Consider the following 16,305-nt stretch of genomic DNA (forward strand, 5'->3'; position numbering starts at 1 on the left):
CTTTACCCGCTTTTCGTAGCGTTTTTAATAGAACGATTATGAATATATGCTAATAATAGTTTATTGAAAAAGTTGAAGGGTATATTTATGTTTAAAGTAATCAAGCGGTTGCTATTAATTGTTGTGGTTTTAGCGCTTGGGGGGACCGCCATTGTATACGGCGTGTTGACTCTAAGTTTACCTACCCTTGATGGTAAAGGCCGAAGCGATGCGGTAACGCAGCCAGTTAAAGTTGCTCGAGATACGCTTGGCCAAGCTGTTATTACTGCAGCAACTCGCCACGATGCTGCCTATGGCTTAGGTTATGCTCACGGGCAAGATCGCTTTTTTCAAATGGATTTACTTAGACGTAATGCCGCAGGTGAGCTCAGTGAGCTATTTGGTAAAGCCGCGCTCGCTCTTGATAAAAAAATGCGCTTTCATCAATTACGTAAACGCAGCCAAGCGATTTTAAAAACTCTCCCTGAAGCCGATAAGCAACTACTAAAAAGCTATGCACAAGGGGTAAACGAAGGACTTGCGCAAGTAGGGTACCCAAGTTTTGAATACCTACTTACAGGAGCTGAGCAACAACCATGGCAAAGCGAAGATAGTCTGTTAGTTATTTTTAGCATGTATTTAGATTTACAAACCGCTACCTTTGAGCGCGACCAAGCTTTAATTCAAATACAGCAGCAATACGGTGCAAAAATGGTTGAATTTTTAACCCAACCAAGCCAATACCAAGCAGCATTAGGTGGCAGTGTTTTAACACCTTATTCTCAAACTATACCTCAGTTACCAACGCAGCCATTAGCGGCGATTAAAAGCATCACTGCTAATTTAGAAGTAGGCAGTAATAACTGGGCAGTGACCGCAGATTTAACTAATACTCAAGCTGCGATGCTTTCAGATGATATGCACTTATCAATGGCGGTGCCGGTTATTTGGTATCGAGCGCAGCTTAATTACACTCATAACAATCAAGCGTATCAGGTAACCGGTGTTTCGTTACCAGGAGCACCTGCCATTGTGGTTGGCAGTAATAATAAAATTGCATGGGGATTTACTAATGGCTATATAGATACAGCCGACTGGGTTGCACTAACGGATAGCAGTAAAACATGGCAAGTAAATGAAGTGATTACCATGGATAATGGCAACGATGAAATCTATCCCTTAACGCTAAGTGAGTATGGCCCTGTTAAATACATTAACAATCAGCCTTATGCCTTAAGTTGGGCTGCGCATCAACCGTATGCCGTTGATATGCAATTGTTACAGCTTGAGCAGGCTGAAACAGTGGATGATGCCCTTAATATTGCAAGTAACGTGGGTATTCCGGTACAAAACTTAATGGTGGTAGATAGTCAAGGCAGTGCAGCTTGGAAACACATGGGCGGTATTCCTGCGCGAACAGCACCTAGTGAATTTGCCATTAATGAAAATGAATATTCAGCAACTTGGCAGCAAAATGAAGTTATTCGCCCGTTTGTTAAAAACCCTGAGAGTGGGCGCTTGTGGACAGGGAATTCGCGAGTGGTCTCTGCTGAGGATAATGCACGTTTTGGTAATGGCGGCTATGCCTTAGGTGCTCGTGCGATGCAAATTCGCGATCGGTTGTTTGAAAAGCAGCAGTTTAACGAAGGTGACTTTTATCAATTACAGTTAGACAATCAAGCGCGCTTTTTAACTCCTTGGCATGGCTTATTACTTGAGCAGTTAAAACAGCAGCCAGAACACAATGCAGATTATATCAATGCACTGGATAACTGGCAGCAATGCGCCTGCTCAACCTCCGTTGGTTATACCTTAGTAAAGATGTATCGTGATGAACTAATAAATATTTTATTTAGTAGTATTGAAGCGAGTCTCAATAAGCAGGATGGTACATTGAGTTATGTAAAGCGCGATTTAGAGCCCGCTGTTTGGCAATTAATAAAAGCGCAGCCAGCAAGTTGGATTAACCCGCAATTTACGAATTGGGAGCAGCAATTACAGGCAGCTTTTGAGCAAACTCTCGCGCAGTTAACAGCAAAGTTTGGTAATAACATTCAAAACTGGCAATGGGGTAAAGTAAACGAATTAGCGATTGAGCACCCATTTGCTAAACAAATACCTCTATTGAGTAAGCTACTAAATATGCCTACCGCTCCAGGGTTTGGTGATAGCTATATGCCTGCCGTACAAAAAACCAGTTTTGGCGCATCGCAGCGATTTATTGCCCAACCTGGACATTTAGAAAGTGCCATTTTAACTGTGCCTGGAGGGCAATCAGGGCACCCACTTTCTGAGTTTTATCGAGCCGGATTTGATGAATATGTAGAAGGTAAACACACCCCATTGTTACCGCAAGCATTCATGCATCAAATTGAAATAGTGCCTATGAGCGACTAGCTTTGGATGCAGAGTGAGCTAAATAAGTCGCTGTCACGTTTTATAACCATGATTATTAATTATAGGGTTACAACAATGAAAAAATTACTACCGGCATTAATAACGACTTTACTACTAAGCAACTACGCGGCGGCGGATGACAACCCAGTTACAGCTAAGCAGCTTAGCGAGCATGTGTACGTTCTATACGGACAAGGTGGCAACATTGCAGCCAGCGTTGGGGATGATGGCATATATATCATTGATGATCAGTTTGCCAAACTCTCAGCCGATATTAAAAAAACCATTAGCGACTTAAAGCCAGGCAGTGCAGAGTTTGTAATTAACACTCATCATCATGGCGATCACACCGGTGGTAACGAAAACTTTGCTAAAGCCGGAGCCCATGTTATTGCCCACAATAATGTACATAAACGCCTAAAAGAAAAACATGGCGAAGGGTCGGATTACCTACCACGAATTAGTTTTGGTCATGATTTAACACTGCACTTTAATAATGAGCAAGCGCATGTTGTGCATTATCAACATGCCCATACCGATGGCGATGCGGTGATTTTTTTCAATAATGATAATATTGTGCACATGGGAGACATTTATTTTAACTTTGGTAGCCTGCCGTTTGTTGATGTAGACAGTGGTGGCAGTGTTGACGGTGTATTAGCGGCGGTTGATGGTGTTATTAATCAGATTGATGATAAAACCCAAGTTATTCCCGGTCATGGCCCACTAAGTGACCGTTCAGGACTGATAACGTATCGTAAGCTGGTGCAAAAAGCGAAAGATGTTATGCTAAAAGCAATGCAAAATGACGCCAGTTTAGAGCAGGTACTTAAAGCAGACCCATTGTCAGAACTTGGCCTTGAATATGCAAATTGGTTACCTAAAGAGCGGGTAACCACACTTTTTTATCGCAGTTTAAAGTAGCGCACAGCGCGAATAAAAACGCATAAACCTAATAAAGCTGAGCATGTGTTCAGCTTTTTTGATTCTTACATGCCCCAAGGAGTTGCGTATGTCGGCAGAAAAAACCCATCTTGAAATTTGTAACTTAACCCGAGAACAATACCCACAAATTAAAACCTTGATGGACGAAGCTTACCCCGACCTAGGCGGCGCATGGCCAAGCCATACTATTTTTAGACTTATCGATCAGTTCCCTGAAGGGCAAATAGGTATTGTGGATGATGGCGTGCTAGTGGGTTTAGCGCTGAGTGTACAGGTAGATTATGCGCGTTTTTCAAACCCGCATACCTATGAAGATATTGCCGATGGCCACGACCGTGTATTTAGCGACACCACAGGGGATGCTTTATACGGTTTGGATGTTGCTATTAGTGAGCAATACCGTGGTATGCGTTTAGGACGCCGTTTATATGATGCGCGAAAAGAATTGTGCCGTCAGTATAATTTACGCGCTATTTTAGCGGGTGGCCGTATTCCGCGTTATTACAATCACAGCAGTGAAATGACCCCGATGGAATACATTGCTAAGGTCGATCAAAAAGAGCTGTATGACCCCATACTCAGTTTTCAATTAGCCAATGACTTTCAGGTTAAACGATTATTGAAAAAATACTTACCTGAAGATCAGGAGTCGGTCGGTTATGCCACATTACTTGAGTGGAATAACATTATGTATGAGCCAACCGACACCGTTATTGAGTCAACTAAATCAATCGTACGGGTAGGGGCTGTGCAGTGGCAAATGCGCTGTGTTGAATCGGTTGAAGAAATGCTTAAGCAAGTTGAATACTTTGTTGATACGGTATCTGATTACAAAAGCGATTTTATTTTATTCCCTGAGTTTTTTAATGCGCCACTGATGGGATTAACCGAGCAAAGCAATCAAACCGAGGCAATTCGGTATTTAGCCGAATACACAGAGACCTTTAAAAACGCCATGTCGCGTATGGCGATAGAATACAACGCCAACATTATTACCGGCTCAATGCCGCTTGCCGAAGACGATAAAATATATAACGTTAGTTATTTATGCCATCGCAGCGGTAAAATAGACGAGCAACGTAAAATTCATATTACCCCGCATGAACAAAATGATTGGGTGATCCAAGGCGGTGATAAAATTGCTGTATTCGATACCGATGCAGGCCGTGTAGGGATTCAAATTTGTTACGATGTCGAATTTCCTGAGCTATCACGTATTTTGGCTACCCAAGGCTTGGATATTTTATTTGTGCCATTTTGGACTGACACTAAAAATAGTTACTTGCGTGTACGCCATTGTGCCCAAGCACGTGCCATTGAAAACGAATGTTATGTGGTTATTGCAGGCTCTGTGGGTAACTTACCTGAAGTAGAAAGCTTAGATGTGCAGTTTTCGCAGTCGGCGGTACTAACCCCATCGGACTTTTCATTTCCGCACGATGCCACACTAAATGAAGCCACCACCAATACAGAAATGTTATTATTTAGCGACTTAGATATGGATAAGTTAAAAATTCTTCACAGTGAAGGGACAGTGCGTAACTTAAAAGACCGCCGTCACGATTTGTATGAAGTGATATTGAAAAAGAGAGATATTTAATGGCGTGGATGTATTTAATTATTGCTGGGTTACTTGAGATTGGCTGGCCTATAGGGTTAAAAATTTCTCAAACCCCTGAAACTCGTTGGCAGGGCATCGCGATTGCCATTGCGTTTATGGTCGCGAGCGGCTTTATGTTGTGGTTGGCGCAAAAGCAAATATCTATGGGCACGTCGTACGCAGTATGGACGGGTATTGGTGCTGCTGGTACGTTTTTAGTGGGTATATTATTTTACGGTGATGCCGCCACGTTTGGCCGTATTGCTGGTGTGTTAATGATTATTTGTGGTGTGATCACCCTAAAAATTAGTCATTAGTTATTAAAAAAAAGCGCAGGTTATACCTGCGCTTGTTTAGCTGCTCGGCAGCATTACCAATATCGCAGCCACTGCAATCAATAATAGCCCAGCGCTGTCTTGGCGTTTTAGCGGTTGTTTTAACCATAAAACAGCAATCAACATCGTAAAAAATACTTCTATCTGGCCGAGCGTTTTTACATAGGCAACATGTTGCAAGCTCATTGCGCTAAACCAACCTATTGATCCCAAGCAACTAAATATACTCACCGTACAAGTCATGCCCTTATGCTGAAACATAGTTTTAAATGTATCGCGTTCCTTTAAGGCAATATAAATACACAACATTAGTGTTTGTAAACTAATAACAAGCAATAAAACCCATGCAGGCGCATACGGAAAAGCAATCCCCGAACTCAAGCTGGCTTCTCTGATCCATGACGATGACAACGCAAACGAAGTACCGCAGGCAAGTCCTGTTAATGCTGTTTTTAAGCTAAAGTGTTTCACATTGGCGATACCACTTAATAGCAATACCGCAATTGCACCAATAAACACGCCAAACCAACCAAGTAATGAAAGCGTTGAGCCAAAAAACAGCAACCCGAGTATGGCCGCCATAAGCGCTTCACTTTTAGCTAGCCCGGCGCCTACAGTAAAATTATTCATTTTAAATAATTTAACCATGAGTCCCGTGGCAATAATTTGCACTATGCTGGCACCAATAATGTAGCTAATAAATAAAGGGTTGAATGAAGGAAAGGGAGCATCTTGGTAATAATAAAGCGCATATAAATACAGCCCAGCAATAGGGCTTGCCATAATAAAGCGGGCTAATGTAACGCCAGCAATGCTCACATGAGTGCTTAATTTACTTTGCAGAGCATTGCGCCATGACTGCATAAATGCAGCAAAAATAGTCAGTAAAATCCAAATCATCTTAAACAACATACAATAAGCGGAGGAGTAATTTAGCAGTACTGTGACATGAAAGCGACCATCAAAAAGGCATAATGAATATTCATCACCTGCGACAATTTGCCACAGTGACGCACTGCTTAAATCGGCTATAGTGTCTGGGATGTTACTGCTAGCCGCCAGAACTCAGGTTGTTTATATTTGGCGGCTTTTTTCTATTTGCTGTGTTATTTTGAGTTATAAATAATAACTTGAGAATGATAATGACGACTTTATTGGTTTGCGCCTTAATTGCAGTGGTCATGCCTTATGTTGCAAGGATCCCAGCTATTATAGAAATGAATAAGCTCGGTGGTTACGATAATAAACATCCGCGCCAGCAACAAACACAGCTTACAGGGCTCGGAGCAAGGGCGTTGGCCGCACATCAAAACTGTTTTGAGTCGCTAGCGGTATTTGCCGTTGCTTTGGCCGTGGTGTTAGGCACCAATAATGTTAATGTCGTAACCGAAACTTTAGCGATGACGCATATTGTAGCGCGTATTTTATTTTGTACTTTTTATTACTTAAACCTCGATATTATTCGCTCGATCACTTGGCTGGTGGGAATAGGCACCGCTATTGGCATGATCGCCGTCAGTTTATAACGAGAATAAGCAAAAACCACAAAGCAAGCAGCCTAAAAGGGTGCTTGCTTTATAGTCTTAAACACTTATTCCCATTAATGCGATATGTTAACTCGCTCTATTAAATCACTTTTTGTAACTGTACTGTTGAGTGCAAAATCAAGTTGTATTAGTACGTTTTGTTGTCCCATTGATGAAGGCGTATATTGCCATTGCATCAGTGCTCTTTTTGCTTCTTTGTTAAAGACTGCTTCTGGTTCAGCTTTTACAACAGTAATGTTAGCTGTTTTGCCTGCTGGGGTTATGTCGTATTTTAATACCACTGAACCGCTAATGCCTTGTTCCGCCGCTTGTTTTGGGTAAAGCGGTTCGATTCGCATTACGGGAGCGATAGATGTTTCTTTTTTAGCTGATGCTTCAGGTTGCTTTGCTACTGCTAATCCACTGAGCAAGCTTGCTGCTATAAGTAACGCGCTTCCTTTTGCTAGGCGCGAATGTGCGCCGTTATGTTTGATATTAGTAAGTCGTTGTAACATGGTTTTTTTATCTCCGTAGTGTGAATAAGCCATCAGACCCGCTGGCGCATTGGCAGCGCAGTTTACTAAGGCTTTGCTGTATAAAATTTGTTGCTGTGTGGTTTTATTACTTAGTACCCGTTCATCACAAGTTAGCTCTTGTAAGCGTCTACAGCTTGCGTATGCCATCCAAGCTAAAGGGTTAAACCACATTAAAATTGTAGCCAGTAATAGCAGCGCATTTGTTAGGTTATCTTTGCGTTTTATATGCACATTTTCGTGCTCTAAAATAAGCGCCAATGTAGCTTTATCAAACAGAGTATTGTAGTTGTGTGGTAAAACTAGCTTGCTATTTAGTACCCCAATTACCATAGGTGTTGCAACTTGATGGCTAGTAAAGGTTTCTACCCCTGAGCTTATTTCTGCTTGTAAATTTGTTACTTCACAAAGCTGTAGGTTGCTTACAAATCGGCGATGAATAATCCAAGTGGCGAATAAAAGCAGTGCCGTAATAACTACATAAAATAGCGCCCAGTTAATACTAATAGTGCTTATTAATGGTTGATTAGGAGTAATGATATAATGACTAATAGGACTGTTTTGTAATGGCCTAATTGCATTGGGTAAATTAGCGATAAGCAGCGAGGCTGGTATTAACCACAATAATTTATAAATAAGCTGCGAACCAATTGCTTTTAAGCCAAAGCGCTCAAGTAAAACAAATCCTGCAAACAACAGACTCAATAATAGCTGTTGCTCTATTAGCCAATTAAAGCTTGTTTGAATAACCATGAGAATCCCTTACTTTTGGTTTTTTTCCCAGTCATCGATGACTTTTTTAAGCTCGTTTATATCTTGTTGAGAGAGTTTTTCTGATTTTGCAAAACCACTTACCAACGGAGCTATACGGCCACTAAAAAAGCGCTCAATAAAGTTTTGGCTTTCTTTTAGGGTGTAATCAGCACGCTCTATACAGGGGGTGTAAATATATTGGCGGCCTTCTTTTTCGAAACTAAGCGCCCCTTTTTTAACTAATCGACCTAATAAGGTTTTAATGGTTTTTTCGTGCCATTGTTTATCATCACTCAAGCGCTCAATAATTTGGCTGGCATTAGCGGGGTAGCTAATCCATAGCGCATCGAGCACTTCAAATTCTGCTTTTGATAATTCGATCATTTTATTGCCTACAAATGTAATCTTTAACTTAAGACTACACTTGTAATCTATTTTTGCAAGTTTATTTTATATTTTTTAATCGCATTAAAGTGAGGGGGTGGGGGTAGCGTGAGCTTGTTAGTCTAAAACGTCGCTTTTATTAATTTTTATAAACTGGTTTTCAGGTAAATTTAAATGATCTAACAGTAATTCACTTATTTGTACGCGGTATAAATCAATCACTTTGTAACCACAGTAATGCGCCATTTTACGAATTTGTCGATTTAGTCCTTGTTTTAAAATAATACTAAACTGATTGTCAGTGATTTTAGTCACCTCACACGGCAAGGTCATTTGCTTGTCGACAGGGACGCCTGCAGCCATTTCTTCGCAAAAATCCGCATCTAAAGGTTTATTGACGGTTACTAAATAGCGTTTAGGCTGATGAAAGTCAGGGTGGATCAGCTGATTACAAAAATCCCCATCATTGGTTAAAATAAGCAATCCGCGTGAGTCTTTATCAAGGCGACCAATAGGGTATACCCGTGTTAGTTGTGGCAAGTGATGAATAAGGCTGCTTGGGTCGTGCTGATTGAGTTTACAATCAATTCCTACTGGTTTGTGATAAGCAAAGTAGACTAAATCGGCAGGGCCTTTAATGGCTTGGCCATTAACAATGACACTGTCGTTTTCGTCCACATGATCAATATGATTTGCGGGGCGATTATTAACCATGACCACACCTTCGTCAATCAAACGCGAGGCCTGCTTGCGTGAGCAAACACCGGCATGCGCTATGTACTTTGCGAGTCGAATTTTTGTATCCATGATAGCGCGTAATTAAAAAAATCTGATCGCGATTATAGCAAAGCTGCGTATTGATTACTTGGACAGTTAATTTAACAGTAGGTAGGTTAATATGGGTATTCAATTTTCAGAACTAAAAAAGCATCAGCCATTACAAAAAGTGGTGGTTCATTCACTGGAAATGGCCTTGTATCAAGTGTCTGTTGTCATTAATAATGTTGAATACTATGTACAAGAAAGCGATGGTGAATTTGTAAAGGCAGTCAGCCCATTACATATTCAAAAACGCTTTGAAGACATTGCCTACGCGCAAATGATGCTCAGGCATACCAGCGCTTATGATGAAATGTGTGGTCAACCGGAAAAAATTTCTAGCAATATGCTTGAAGTTCCCTTTGGACAAAATAACCTGTTTTAACATCAGGTATTTGCTAAAATAGGTCTATTTGGAATAGCCAATGTACCTATTGCAGGCAGAAAATACTGAGCAATTAAACCAAGCACTGCGTGTTAATATGCTTGAGTTTAATGCTCAACACTTCGACGCAGAGCGCCAAGCTCTCGGCTTTAAATATCTCGATAAACAGCATGAATTAGTTGCCGGTATAAGTGGTCATGTATTTGGCAATTGGCTGCTAATAAGTTGGTTGTGGTGTGCTGAATCGGCACGAGGCAATGGCTTGGCTGATTCGTTATTAACATCACTTGAAAATGCAGCAATTGAAATGGGTGCCGTTCAGGCTCAGCTTGACACCTTAGACTTTCAAGCCAAGCCTTTCTATGAAAAGCGTGGTTATCAGGTTAAATATCAATTAAATAATTATCCGCTCAGCGGTACGCGCTACTTTATGGAAAAGCCGCTGGTAGCGGCTAAATAATGCTGATTTGAATATTACTCTTTTGTGGTTAAAGGCGTGCCATCAAAGCTAATGCCTAAAAACGGTGTTGCCTCGGGCGCTAACATAAACGTACGAATATTCATGTGATCATCGGCACTTGGGTTGTCTAGTACATCTTCGCGGTAAAATTTACCAAAACAATCTAAGGTATTTTGTTTACTAAGACCGTTGAGCTTAGCAAATGCAAAAATTTTGCACGAACCGTTATTTTCACTCGCAGAGCTTAATAACCCATGGTTACTGAAGCTGCATGCTGTAAAAGTATAGTGCTCATCAATAACGGCCATAGTATCAGCAAAGCTAATACTTTTTGGCTCATCTGCGAGCGTTGTTAAATAATCTGTGAGCGTCATACGCTGTCCTTGTTATTATAATATGTCGTTAATTAACTAACTCTAACTTATATTATTAGTAAAACAAGCATAGGTTATATTAAATGGGTTAACGCATGAATGTTGGTTATTTCAATATCAGCCAACCCTTTGTAGGCATAAGTTTGTGCTTGATTATTCAGCCATACAGACTGACAGCCAGCGTTGTTAGCACCTTGCACATCGCTATCAAGGCTATCACCTATGTGCAAAATATCGCTGTTTTTGATACGTAAATGTGTTGCGGCTTGATCAAATAATGTTGTGTGTGGTTTAGCTTTACCATGCAAGCCTGCTTGTAACACCAGTTCAAACTTATCTTTTAAATTAAATCGATCAACCTCGACATTACCGTTAGTAATGGCAATCAATTTGTAGTGTTGACTTAGTTTATCAAGCAATATTAGTACGTCTTCGCTCACCGTAATATTGCTTCGCTCATCAGCAAATGCTTGATACGCCTTATGTACATGATGCTCTATTTCATCACCTTTAAAACCTAATTCAGACAACACTAAGCGCAAGGTATGCTTACGCCATTGTGTGACGTCATCAATAAGTTCTGGCTGCTGTAGTGCCGCGAGTTCACGGCATTGCTGCCAAAACTGTGGTCCTTGTTTTTTGTAGCCTGGTAGCGCATTTAAATAATCAATTTGCGCCTGAACGGCTGCGGTTATGATAGGACGGTTATCGTACAAGGTATCGTCTAAGTCAAAACTTAGCACAGAAAAAGGAGAAATTGCGCGATTAAATCGGATCATAGTTGCTGCTCTAATCGGTTCTTTTTTTAGCACGTGGGTGGGTGTTATCGTACACCTTGGCTAAGTGCTGAAAATCTAAATGAGTATAAACTTGGGTTGCAGATAAACTACTGTGGCCTAATAACTCTTGCACTGCTCGTAAATCCCCAGACGACTCTAAAATATGCGACGCAAATGAGTGGCGTAATTTATGCGGATGAACTTGCGAGCTAATACCTTGCTTTATCCCCCATTCTTGCATACGCAAACGAACTTGGCGTACAGAAATACGGCTTTTTTTGCTACTCAAAAATATTGCATGTTCATCTGAGCCCATAAATAGTGGGCGAACTGCTAGCCAATTGTTTAACGCCTCAAGTGCTTTAGAGCCAACCGGTATTAGGCGTTCTTTTGCGCCTTTGCCCCGCACTAATATTTCACCGCTACGAGTGTTTATATCTTGCATGTTAGCGCCAACTAACTCACTAATGCGTAAGCCTGATGAATACATCAGTTCCATCATCGCTTTATCACGAATGGCAAGTGGATCATCATCGGGTATTTCGAGTAAACGAGCCATTTGGTCAACATCAAGGTTTTTAGGTAAAGGCCGCGCAAATTTAGGGCCTTTTATGCCCTGTGCCGGATTATGGTAATGCGCTTGCTCAGTAATATTTTTTGCTTTTAAAAATTTATACAAACTACGTATGCAGCTTAATTTTAAGCTGATTGTTCTGCCACTTAATTGTTTTGCCCGCAGTGCCATACTGTAACGACGAATATGCTCACTTTGTACCGCAAACCAATTGTCGCACAGTTTATTAAAATACAAGGCGGCAAAACCTAATTGGCTGACATACTGATTAACGGTGTGCGCTGAATATTGACGTTCAAATTTTAAGTAATCACTAAATAATGTAATGGGTGTACGCCAGCTATCGCTTAAGTCGCTTATATTTGGCGCGTTATCGCTCATGCCAGTTCCAGTAACCGTATTTGCAATGAGCGCACAAAATCTAATACAAATAAGTTATCTTGTGAGGGCTCAAAGTGGTTTTCATCGTGGCTGCCAAAAGCCAAAATTGCGTAGGGGTTACTCGGCTCACCAATTAAATAAAGTGCGGTCGATTGGGTATCATTGTTGAAGAGTAAGTCGCGTTCTTGCTGATTTACACGGCCTAAATAATGATTACTATCTGACAGTCTATGCTTTACTAACTCTTCAAAGGCATTATCGTATCTAACGAGTTTGCATTCATTAATAGTCGGGCTCATACAAATAATATTGCGTAAGTTACTGGCCAGTGTATTAAAGTCGTAATTACTCCACAGCTGTCGGTGACATTGGCTAAATAAACGATAAACCAGTTCATTCTGGGTCGCATTTTTGCTCATGCTGTCTATTTGATTTTTTAGCTGTGTATTGTGCTCGCGTAATTGGCGCTGCTGAATATGCACTAATGAAGTAGCACCCTGTACTTGCTGTTGTAACTCAAGTTGCGCTAACAGCTTAGGTTGCTCAATTAAAAAATCAGGATGCTGTTGTAAGTAATCTATTACTTGCTGTTTAGTTAATTCACTCATAGTGCAACTTGCCCATCAAATACATGTTCAGCGGGACCTGTCATACGCACTGGATGGCCCTCGCCACTCCAGCGCACTTGTAAGCTACCGCCGGGTAAATCAACTTGTACTGTACTGGTGAGCTTATTTTGGATAAAACCAATCACCATGGCAGCACACGCGCCGGTACCGCAAGCAAGTGTTTCGCTTACACCACGCTCCCATACTCTGAGTTTAATGTGCTCTTGAGAGATAACCTGCATAAAGCCAATGTTCGCGCGTTGTGGAAAACGCTCATGGTTTTCAAGCAACGGGCCTAGGGTATCCACTTGGGCTGTTTCTATATCGTCCACTTCCATTACGCAATGAGGGTTACCCATAGATACGGCACCACTAAAAACGGTATGCTCTTCTGCGCGAATAATATAAGTCAGCTCACGTTTGGTTGCTTTGAGTGGAATTTTATTTGGCTCAAAATTAGGGTGACCCATATTAACGGTTACTTGACCGTCTTTTTCAATATACAGGGTGAGATTACCAGACTTAGTCGACACGCTGATTTTATGTTTATTGGTTAAGCCTTTCATGCGTACAAAGCGGGCAAAGCAGCGCGCACCGTTACCACATTGTTCTACTTCGTGGCCGTCAGCGTTAAAAATACGATAGTGAAAATCGAGATCGGGTGAGTAAGGAGCTTCAACCATCAGTAGTTGATCAAACCCAATGCCGAAATGGCGATCGGCCAGCTTTTTGATTTGATCACGAGATAAAAAAACGTTTTGTGTAATGTTATCAATCACAACAAAGTCGTTACCTAAGCCGTGCATTTTGGAAAAATTAACTAACATAGCGCTCTAATTCGGTTTTGCTCTGTGCTAATCATGCCACAGAGCAGCTAGTTGGCAAAAACGTTTATGGTAAAACTTTCTCACCTTGGTATAAGCTTTCGATAGTTTCGCGTTCGCGAATAAGGTGATGTTGCTCACCATCGACCATTACTTCGGCAACTCGTGGACGTGAGTTATAATTTGAGCTCATGGTAAAACCATAGGCTCCAGCGCTTCGCTGTACTAACAAATCACCTTGTTTGAGTGCCAGTGGTCGGTCTTTACCTAAAAAGTCACCGGTTTCACACACCGGGCCAACCACGTCATAGTTGTGGGTAGGTGTTTCGTCATCACGCACTGATACAGGAATAATTTTTTGCCATGCTTGATACAGTGATGGGCGTAACATGTCGTTCATACCCGCATCTACAATCGCAAAATACTTGTCTTGGTTTTGTTTAATAAACTCAACTTGTGTTACTAAAATCCCCGCGTTTGCGGCAATGGCTCGCCCGGGCTCAAAAATCAGTTCTAGGTGACGGTAATTTGCAAGGCGCTGCGTTACTTGTGCTGCATATTCACTTGGGTGCGGAGGTTGTTCATCGTCGTAGGTTACTCCAAGGCCTCCACCTATATCTAAATGGCTTAGCTCAATACCTGCATTTTTTAATTCATCAATTAATGCCAGTAGTTTATCAAGCGCCTCTAAAAACGGTTTGGTTTGTGTAAGCTGTGAGCCAATGTGGCAATCTACGCCAACAATCGTTAAGCCAGGTAATGATGCCGCATGTTGATACACACTTAATGCAGACTCGATTCCAATACCAAACTTATTTTCTTTAAGTCCAGTAGAAATATACGGATGTGTTTTGGCATCAATATCGGGATTAACACGAATAGAAATTGGCGCGTCTAAATTAAGCTCGCAGGCCACTTCTGAAATGCGCTCAAGCTCTGAAATTGACTCAACGTTAAAGCATTTAATACCTAATTCTAACGCATAAGCAATTTCGTCAGCCGTTTTAGCAACCCCAGAAAATACCACTTTGTTAGCAGCGCCTCCGGCTTTGATCACCCGTGCTAATTCGCCTTTTGAGACAATATCAAAACCCGCACCAAGTCGTGCCAATATGTTTAACACCGCAATATTTGAATTTGCTTTAACGGCATAACACACTAGGCTTTTGTGATCTTGAGTCGCATTAGCAAACGCTAAATAATGGCGTTCAAACGTGGCTCTGGAATACACATAACACGGCGTACCATAGTGCTGTGCAATGGTTGCTACGCTGACATCTTCAGCAAATAGTTGGTTGTTTTTATAATTAAAAAAATCCATTTACTGCTCCTGTTGTTGCTCGGCGGGTGTTTGTTTGTTAGGAATGTCAGTTGGCTGGTTTTGTTCAGCAGGCTGCTCGGGTAAGTACAGCGGGCCGCTTTGGCCACAGCCAGCTAATGCACACAACAATACGGTGCTGATTAATAGTTGTTTTAATTGTAAGGTATATGTCGCTTTCATTAGATTAATACGGTTGCTGGCTTTATAATCGCAGAGTAACAGAATATCTAAAAAATGCAGCTATTCGCGGATGATTTTATTCCTGTTACACTAGCTCTATAAACATGCACCCATTATTTAGGCGCCTCGCCTGCAAAGGAAATTAACGATGACTGATCACGAATATCACCAGTTAGCAGAAGCTCTTATGTTCACTATTGAAGAACAAGTTGATGATTGTGAAGCAGATTTAGATTATGAATCGGCTCAAGGTATTTTAGAAATTATTTTTCCAGATCGCAGTAAGATTGTGATTAATAAGCAAGCACCTTTGCACCAAGTATGGGTAGCAACAAAATTTAATGGTCACCATTTTGAAATGCGTGATGGGCAATGGATTGATAACCGCTCGGGTGCAGAGTTTTGGAGCTTCATTAACGAAGCGTCTACACGCCAAGCGGGTCAAGAAATTAAATGGCAATCAACACTATGAGTTTAGGGTTTGTAGAATACCCAGCGCAAAGCGCCCATAAAGCCACGGTGATTTGGCTGCATGGCTTAGGTGATTCAGGTGATGGTTTTGCACCTGTTGCCCCGCAGCTCGACTTACCTACTGAGTTAGGAGTGCGTTTTATTTTTCCGCACGCGCCTATGCAGGCTGTTACAGTTAATGGCGGTATGCAAATGCGCTCATGGTACGACATTAAATCTATGGATTTAGATAAACGTGCCGATGAGCAAGGGGTTAGAGAATCAGCTGCAAAAGTTGAGCAACTCATTACACAAGAAATTGCTAACGGCATACCTGCCAGTAAAATTATTTTAGCGGGCTTTTCGCAAGGTGGCGTTGTATCGCTTCATTTAGCACCGCGTTTAGAACAAAAGTTGGCTGGTGTAATGGCGCTGTCAACCTACATGTGTGTGCCACATAAATTGGCAGATGAAGCAAAACAAACACAGTTAAATATATTTATGGCTCATGGTAGCCAAGATGACGTTGTACCGCATAGCGCGGGTAGAAGTGCGTTCGAAGTATTATCAACGCATAACATGGATGTAAGTTGGCAAGAATACCCAATGGGGCATCAGGTTTGTACACAAGAGTTACAAGCTGTGCGCCAATGGTTAATTTCTCGCTTAAGTTAGTTTAGGAGCCGCTGAGGGTCAAA

20 protein-coding genes are annotated in these 16,305 nt (G+C 41.5%); 9 read left to right on the forward strand and 11 right to left on the reverse strand.

The genetic code is table 11. The annotated features are described in order from the left end of the window. Positions 1-87: 87 nt before the first annotated feature. The 4 genes from DK924_RS17845 (at position 88) to DK924_RS17860 (ending at position 5,238) form a co-directional block, all read left to right on the forward strand. Positions 88-2,376 (forward strand): penicillin acylase family protein, encoded by a 2,289-nt coding sequence (locus DK924_RS17845; protein ID WP_109875807.1) that lies wholly within the window; start codon positions 88-90, stop codon positions 2,374-2,376. 75 nt (positions 2,377-2,451) lie between these two features. After that, positions 2,452-3,300 (forward strand): MBL fold metallo-hydrolase, encoded by an 849-nt coding sequence (locus DK924_RS17850; RefSeq protein WP_109875808.1) that lies wholly within the window; start codon positions 2,452-2,454, stop codon positions 3,298-3,300. An 88-nt stretch (positions 3,301-3,388) separates the two neighbouring features. Beyond that, on the forward strand, positions 3,389-4,921 hold the full coding sequence (locus DK924_RS17855; RefSeq protein ID WP_010392609.1) for a bifunctional GNAT family N-acetyltransferase/carbon-nitrogen hydrolase family protein: 1,533 nt from the start codon (positions 3,389-3,391) through the stop codon (positions 4,919-4,921). After that, positions 4,921-5,238 (forward strand): multidrug efflux SMR transporter, encoded by a 318-nt coding sequence (locus DK924_RS17860; RefSeq protein ID WP_010392612.1) that lies wholly within the window; start codon positions 4,921-4,923, stop codon positions 5,236-5,238. Before DK924_RS17855 ends, DK924_RS17860 begins: the two co-directional genes overlap by 1 nt. Before the next feature lie 36 nt (positions 5,239-5,274). On the opposite strand, the gene DK924_RS17865 is transcribed toward DK924_RS17860, so the two are convergent. Further along, positions 5,275-6,156, reverse strand: coding sequence for a DMT family transporter (locus DK924_RS17865; protein WP_109875809.1), 882 nt, complete (start codon positions 6,154-6,156; stop codon positions 5,275-5,277). Positions 6,157-6,398: 242 nt separating this feature from the next. Between DK924_RS17865 and DK924_RS17870 the strand changes: the two genes are divergently transcribed. Continuing rightward, positions 6,399-6,782 (forward strand): MAPEG family protein, encoded by a 384-nt coding sequence (locus tag DK924_RS17870; RefSeq protein WP_109875810.1) that lies wholly within the window; start codon positions 6,399-6,401, stop codon positions 6,780-6,782. 74 nt (positions 6,783-6,856) lie between these two features. On the opposite strand, the gene DK924_RS17875 is transcribed toward DK924_RS17870, so the two are convergent. The 3 genes from DK924_RS17875 to DK924_RS17885 all read right to left on the reverse strand — a co-directional run bounded on the left by DK924_RS17875 (position 6,857) and on the right by DK924_RS17885 (position 9,259). Continuing rightward, positions 6,857-8,068 (reverse strand): TonB family protein, encoded by a 1,212-nt coding sequence (locus tag DK924_RS17875; RefSeq protein ID WP_109875811.1) that lies wholly within the window; start codon positions 8,066-8,068, stop codon positions 6,857-6,859. Positions 8,069-8,077: 9 nt separating this feature from the next. Beyond that, positions 8,078-8,452, reverse strand: coding sequence for a BlaI/MecI/CopY family transcriptional regulator (locus DK924_RS17880; RefSeq protein ID WP_008109021.1), 375 nt, complete (start codon positions 8,450-8,452; stop codon positions 8,078-8,080). 117 nt (positions 8,453-8,569) lie between these two features. Then, positions 8,570-9,259, reverse strand: a complete 690-nt coding sequence (locus DK924_RS17885) for a pseudouridine synthase (RefSeq protein ID WP_109875812.1) — start codon at positions 9,257-9,259, stop codon at positions 8,570-8,572. 91 nt (positions 9,260-9,350) lie between these two features. On the opposite strand from DK924_RS17885, the gene DK924_RS17890 reads away from it, so the two are divergent. Together DK924_RS17890 and DK924_RS17895 are read left to right on the forward strand one after the other, a co-directional pair. Next, positions 9,351-9,656 (forward strand): DUF6482 family protein, encoded by a 306-nt coding sequence (locus tag DK924_RS17890; RefSeq protein WP_008109023.1) that lies wholly within the window; start codon positions 9,351-9,353, stop codon positions 9,654-9,656. Positions 9,657-9,696: 40 nt separating this feature from the next. Then, complete coding sequence (locus DK924_RS17895; protein WP_076919938.1) at positions 9,697-10,116, forward strand: N-acetyltransferase; 420 nt, start codon at positions 9,697-9,699, stop codon at positions 10,114-10,116. 14 nt (positions 10,117-10,130) lie between these two features. Here the strand turns inward: DK924_RS17895 and DK924_RS17900 are convergent, their stop codons facing one another. The 7 genes from DK924_RS17900 to DK924_RS17930 all read right to left on the reverse strand — a co-directional run bounded on the left by DK924_RS17900 (position 10,131) and on the right by DK924_RS17930 (position 15,157). Continuing rightward, entirely contained in the window at positions 10,131-10,490 is a 360-nt protein-coding gene (locus DK924_RS17900) for a HopJ type III effector protein (protein ID WP_010392629.1), read from the reverse strand. 74 nt (positions 10,491-10,564) lie between these two features. Beyond that, the gene (locus DK924_RS17905; protein WP_076919936.1) at positions 10,565-11,269 is read right to left on the reverse strand and encodes an HAD-IA family hydrolase; all 705 of its coding nucleotides are present in this window, start codon (positions 11,267-11,269) and stop codon (positions 10,565-10,567) included. Positions 11,270-11,279: 10 nt separating this feature from the next. Beyond that, positions 11,280-12,224 carry a tyrosine recombinase XerC gene (locus DK924_RS17910; protein WP_054202879.1) on the reverse strand — a complete coding sequence of 315 codons (945 nt, stop codon included), beginning with the start codon at positions 12,222-12,224 and terminating at the stop codon, positions 11,280-11,282. Continuing rightward, the gene (locus DK924_RS17915) at positions 12,221-12,832 is read right to left on the reverse strand and encodes a DUF484 family protein (RefSeq protein WP_010392634.1); all 612 of its coding nucleotides are present in this window, start codon (positions 12,830-12,832) and stop codon (positions 12,221-12,223) included. The genes DK924_RS17910 and DK924_RS17915 overlap by 4 nt, the downstream gene beginning before the upstream one ends. Next, positions 12,829-13,659, reverse strand: coding sequence for a diaminopimelate epimerase (dapF, locus tag DK924_RS17920; RefSeq protein WP_008109029.1), 831 nt, complete (start codon positions 13,657-13,659; stop codon positions 12,829-12,831). The genes DK924_RS17915 and dapF overlap by 4 nt, the downstream gene beginning before the upstream one ends. 64 nt (positions 13,660-13,723) lie before the next feature. Continuing rightward, complete coding sequence (gene lysA / locus DK924_RS17925; protein ID WP_109875813.1) at positions 13,724-14,977, reverse strand: diaminopimelate decarboxylase; 1,254 nt, start codon at positions 14,975-14,977, stop codon at positions 13,724-13,726. Further along, positions 14,978-15,157: a lipoprotein gene (locus tag DK924_RS17930; RefSeq protein ID WP_010392638.1), complete on the reverse strand. Its 180-nt coding sequence runs from the start codon at positions 15,155-15,157 to the stop codon at positions 14,978-14,980. It lies immediately after the preceding gene. A 148-nt stretch (positions 15,158-15,305) separates the two neighbouring features. Between DK924_RS17930 and cyaY the strand changes: the two genes are divergently transcribed. Then, complete coding sequence (cyaY, locus tag DK924_RS17935; protein WP_008109036.1) at positions 15,306-15,629, forward strand: iron donor protein CyaY; 324 nt, start codon at positions 15,306-15,308, stop codon at positions 15,627-15,629. After that, positions 15,626-16,282 carry an alpha/beta hydrolase gene (locus tag DK924_RS17940; protein ID WP_008109038.1) on the forward strand — a complete coding sequence of 219 codons (657 nt, stop codon included), beginning with the start codon at positions 15,626-15,628 and terminating at the stop codon, positions 16,280-16,282. Before cyaY ends, DK924_RS17940 begins: the two co-directional genes overlap by 4 nt. Positions 16,283-16,305 lie beyond the last annotated feature (23 nt).

The sequence above is a fragment of the Pseudoalteromonas sp. meg-B1 genome, from assembly GCF_003173795.1.
GTDB classification, from domain to species: Bacteria; Pseudomonadota; Gammaproteobacteria; order Enterobacterales; family Alteromonadaceae; genus Pseudoalteromonas; species Pseudoalteromonas undina.